Genomic DNA, 5,265 nt, shown 5'->3' on the forward strand with positions numbered 1-5,265 from the left:
GCCCGCAACGCCACCCGGTCCAACACACCGGACAGGCGCGTGGCGTAGGGGATGTGGTACGCCGAGGAGTCTTCCTCGATGCGGTTGATCACCCACTGACCGTGCTGGGCGTACGACAGCGGCAGCACCTCGGGGCGCACATACGGGCGCACCCCCGGCCGCGCGTCGCCCGCGTGGGCCAGCTCGGTCTCCAGCCGGGCCGCGGTGGGCGCCTCGAAGAGCGCGCCCACCGCCAGCTCGACGCCCAGCGCGGAGCGGATCCGCGACACCAGGCGCGTGGCCAGCAGGGAGTGCCCGCCCAGCGCGAAGAAGTCGTCGTCGGGGCCCACCCGGTCCACGCCGAGCACCTCGGCGAACAGACCGCACAGGATCTCCTCGCGGGGCGTGCGCGGCGCGCGTCCGGTACCGCCGGTGACGGCGTCGGGGGCGGGCAGCGCCTTGCGGTCCAGCTTGCCGTTGGCGGACACCGGCAGCCGGTCCAGGGACACGAACGCCGACGGCACCATGTACTCGGGCACCGCCGCGGCCAGCCGGGTGCGCACATCCGCGGTGTCGGGGGCGTCCGCCGGATCCGCGGCGACCACGTAGGCCACCAGGCGCTGGTCGCCGGGCCGGTCCTCGCGGACCACGACGGCCGCCGCGGCGATCCGCGGATGGCCGGTCAGGGCGGCCTCGATCTCGCCGAGCTCGATACGGAAGCCACGCAGCTTCACCTGGTCGTCGGCGCGGCCGAGGAACTCCAGGACCCCCTCGTCCGTCCAGCGGGCCACATCGCCGGTGCGGTACATCCGGCCGCCCGCCGGGCCGTACGGGTCGGCGACGAAGCGGTCGGCGGTCAGGTCGGGCCGGTCCAGGTAGCCCCGGGCGAGCTGGGCGCCCGCGAGGTAGAGGTCGCCCGCGACACCGGGGGCGACCGGGCGCAGCATGGCGTCCAGGACCAGGGTCCGGGTGTTCCAGACCGGGCGGCCGATGGGCACCGGGCCGGGTGTGTGCGCGGCCTCGCACTGCCAGTAGGTGACGTCGACGGACGCCTCGGTGGGCCCGTACAGGTTGTGCAGCTCCGCCTTCAGGACGGAGAAGAACCGCTCGCGGAGCGGGTCGGGAAGCGCCTCACCGCTGCAGATGACCCGGCGCAGCCCGGTGCACCGCGCGGCGGCCGGCTCCTGGAGGAACTCCTGGAGCATCGAAGGGACGAAGTGGAGCGTGCTGACGCCCTGATCGCGCACCAGGTCGGCGAGGTACGCCGGGTCCTTGTGGCCGCCGGGGCGGGCGACGACGAGCGTGGCGCCCTCGGTGAGGGTCCAGAAGAACTCCCACACCGACACGTCGAAGCCGGCCGGGGTCTTCTGGAGCACCCGGTCGTCCGTGGCCAGCCCGTACTGCCCCTGCATCCAGGCGAGTCGGTTGACGATGCCCCGGTGCGGCACGACGACGCCCTTGGGGCGGCCGGTGGAGCCCGAGGTGTAGATGACGTACGCGGGGTGGTCCGGGGTCAGCGGCGCGGTGCGCTCCGCGTCGGCGACGTCGGTGTCCGCGTGGTTCGCCAGCTCCCGGGCCTGCTCCGGCGCGTCCAGGACCAGGACGGGCGCGGCCGTGGTGGGCAGGTCCCCGGCGGTGGCCGCGGTGGTGAGCACCAGGGCGGGCCGGGCCTGGGAGAGGACGTAGGAGGTGCGGTCCCGGGGGTGGTCGGGGTCCACCGGGAGGTAGGCGGCGCCGGTCTTGGTGACGGCGAGCAGGGCGACGATCAGCTCCACCGAGCGCGGTACGGCCAGGGCCACGGTCCGCTCGGGGCCGACGCCCCGGGCGATGAGGTGGCGGGCGAGCCGGTTGGCCCGGGCGTTGAGGTCGGCGTAGGAGACCTCGGCGCCCTCGAAGACCACGGCGGGGTGGTCCTGGACGGCCGCCGCGCGGGCCTCGAAGAGCCGCGGGAGGGTGCCGGGCCGCACCTCGTGCGCGGTGTCGTTCCACCGGACGAGCACGTTCTCGCGCTCGTCGGCCGCCAGGGCGTCGACGGCGGCCACCCGCTGGTCGGGGTCGGCGGCGACGGCCGCGAGGACGCGGGTGAGCCGCTCCGCGGCGGTCTCGGCCGCGGCGCGGTCGACCAGCTCGGGGCGGTGGCCGACGCGCAGCCGGATGCGCTCGCCCGGGTAGGCGATGAGGCTCAGCGGGTAGTGGGTGGCCTCGGCGCCGGAGAAGCCGGAGACCCGCACACCGTCCACCGTCCGGTCCAGACCGGACGGGTCGAAGGGGTAGTTCTCGAAGACGGCGAGGGTGTCGAAGAGCGCGCCGGTGCCGGTCTCCCGCTGGATCTGGGTGAGTCCGAGGTGCTGGTGGTCCATCAGCTCGGTGTGCTGGTCCTGGAGCCGCCCGAGCAGCCGCGCCAGCGACTCGGCCGGGTCCAGCCGCACCCGCACCGGCAGGGTGTTGATGAACAGCCCCACCATCGTCTCCACCCCCGGGATCTCCGGGGGACGGCCGGACACGGTGGTGCCGAACACCACGTCGTCACGGCCGGTCAGCGACGCCAGCAGCAGACCCCACGCACCCTGCACCACCGTGTTGAGCGTCCAGCCCCGCGACCGCGCCAGCGCCGTCAGCTGCTCCGTCAGCTCGGCGGGGAGTTCCAGGCTGAACTCCTCGGGCATCCGGTCCACCCGCTGACCGGCGCCCGGCACCAGCAGGGTGGGCTCGGTGACGCCGTCGAGCGCGGTGCGCCACGCCTTGGCCGCGCCGTCCCGGTCCTGGCGGGACAGCCAGGCGAGGTAGTCGCGGTACGGGGTGACCTTGGGCCGGCCGCTCTCGTCGCCCCGCCGCGCGTACAGCTCGAAGAGGTCGTCGACCAGCAGGGGGAAGGACCAGCCGTCCAGCAGGATGTGGTGCAGGGTGACCAGCAGCCGGTACCGGTCGTCGGCGAGCCGGATGAGGGAGAAGCGGATCAGCGGCGGTGCGGCGAGGTCGAAGCGGCGGGTGCGGTCCCGCTCGACCAGCTCGTCCAGCGCCGTCTGCCGCGCCTGGTCCGAGCCGTCCCGCAGATCCGCCTCCTGCCAGGGCAGTTCGACCTCGTGCGGGATGACCTGCACGGGGCGGCTGAGCTTCTCGTGCCGGAACCCGGCCCGCAGATTGGGGTGGCGGCGCAGCAGGGCGGCACCGGCGGCGCGCAGCCCCGCCGGGTCGACCTCGCCCTCGAGGTCGAAGCCGAGCTGCACGGTGTAGGCGTCCACCGACCGCTCGTCGTAGAGGGCGAGGAAGAGCATGCCCTCCTGCAGGGGCGACAGGGGCAGAACGTCGGCAAGTCCCGGCTTGGTCACGAATTCCTCCACTCGGATTCCAAAAGGTCGATCTCCGCCTGCGACAACGACACCAACGGAAGGTCCGAGGGGGTCCAGCCACCGCTCGCGGACCGGTCGGACCGGTCCGACAGCGCGTCCAGTGCCGTGAACCAGTCCTCGGCGAGGTCGCGCACCTCGGGCTCGGACAGCACGCCGTCCGGCCACGACCAGGTGGCGGCCAGCCGGGGCCCGGCCACGCCGTCTTGTGTCAGCACATTGATTTCCAGGCAGTGTGCGAGCGGCAGGGCGGGGTCGGCCCCGGCGCCCAGCACGTCCGTCAGGGGGTCGGCGGTCCACTCCGTGTCCGCTCCTCCGGTCTCGGAGGGGGCCGCGAAGCGTCCCAGGTAGTTGAACGAGATCTGCGGTACGGGGCGCGTCGCCAGGGCCCGCGCGGTGTGCGGGTTGAGGTGGCGCAGCAGTCCGTAGCCCAGTCCGTTGTCCGGCAGTGCGCGCAACTGCTCCTTGACGCGCTTCAGGGCGGCCGTTCCGGGGGCCGGTTCGCGGTCCGGGCGGCCGGGGTCCAGCCGCACGGGGTAGAGGCTGGTGAACCAGCCGACCGTGCGGGAGAGGTCGATGTCCGGGGCGAACTCCTCGCGGCCGTGGCCCTCGAGGTCGATGAGGACGGCGGTGTTGTCGCCGCCTTCGCGCCGGCGGCGCCAGCCGGTGACCGCGAGGGCCAGCGCGGTCAGCATGACCTCGTTGACCGACGCGCTCAGGGCGGCGGGCACCTCGGTCAGCACCGCGGTGGTGCGCTCGGGGTCCATCGTCAGGGTGAGGGACCGGGCGGTGCCCACGGTGTCCCGGGCGGGGTCGAGCGGGCGGCTGCCGAGGGTGCGCTCGGGCGCGGCGGTCATCCGCTCCCACAGCTCGAGTTCGGCGGTGCGCCGGGGGCTCCGCGCCTCGTCGGCGAGGCGTTCGGCCCAGGTACGGAACGAGGTGCCCACGGGTTCGAGCCGGGCCTCTTCTCCCGCCCCCGCGGCCTGCCAGGCGGCGGTCAGATCGGGCACCAGGATGCGCCACGACACGCCGTCCACCACCAGGTGGTGCAGGACGAGCAGCAGCCGCCCGGCCCGGTCCGGCCCGGCGTCGAACCAGACCGCCTCGACCATGCCGCCGGTCGCGGGGGCGAGCCGGTCCAGGGCGCGCCCCGATTCGGCGGTGACGCGCTCGGACAGGGCGTCGCCGTCCAGCCCCGCGACGTCGATCCGGGTGACGCGGGGCGCGGCCGGGACGGCGCCGGGCTCGGGCACCTCCATGACCCAACTGGCGTCGGGCGTCTGCCGGGTCAGCCGCATCCGGAGCACGTCATGGTGGTCCAGCACGGTCTGGAGGGCGTTCTGGAGGCGGGTGAGCCCCAGGTCCGCCGGGACCCGCAGCAGCATGGTCTGGCTGAAGCGGTCGACGGGGCCGCCCCGTTCGCGCTGCCAGGTGATGATCGGCGTCTCGCGGATGGGGCCGACGCCGCTGTCCCCGGCGGCGGGGCGGCTCGTCCCCTCGGCCTCGCGGGCGACGGCCGCGAGCGCCTCGACCGTGCGGTGCCGGAAGACATCGCGCGGGGTGATGACGAGCCCCGCCTTGCGGGCCCCGCTGACGAGCTGGATGGAGACGATACTGTCGCCGCCGAGGTCGAAGAAGCTCTCGTCGACGCCCACGTCGGCCACTCCGAGCACCTCGGCGAACAGCCGGCACAGGGTCTCCTCGCGCGCCGTGGTCGCCGCGCGCCCCGGGGCGGCGGCGGTGCGGTCGGGCTCGGGCAGGGCCTTCTGGTCCAGCTTGCCGTTGGGGGTCAGCGGCAGCCGGTCCAGCGCCACGACCGCGCTCGGCACCATGTACTCGGGCAGCGCGGCGGCCACATGCTTGCGCAGGATCCGCGGGTCGGGCCGCGCGGCACCGGGCTCGGGCACGATGTAGCCGACGAGCTGCCGATGGCCGGGGC

The 5,265-nt window shown here is 74.6% G+C and carries 2 protein-coding genes; both read right to left on the minus strand.

All coding sequences use genetic code 11. From position 1 onward, the window contains the following. Nucleotides 1-3,308 (minus strand): amino acid adenylation domain-containing protein (locus tag NP777_RS46440; RefSeq protein WP_256656249.1); only part of this gene is annotated, 3,308 nt, incomplete at its 3' end. Continuing rightward, the coding region (locus NP777_RS46445; protein ID WP_256656250.1) for a condensation domain-containing protein at nt 3,305-5,265 on the minus strand (1,961 nt) is incomplete at its 5' end. The genes NP777_RS46445 and NP777_RS46440, both read right to left, overlap by 4 nt.

The organism is Streptomyces rugosispiralis (assembly GCF_024505145.1).
Classification (GTDB): domain Bacteria; phylum Actinomycetota; class Actinomycetes; order Streptomycetales; family Streptomycetaceae; genus Streptomyces; species Streptomyces rugosispiralis.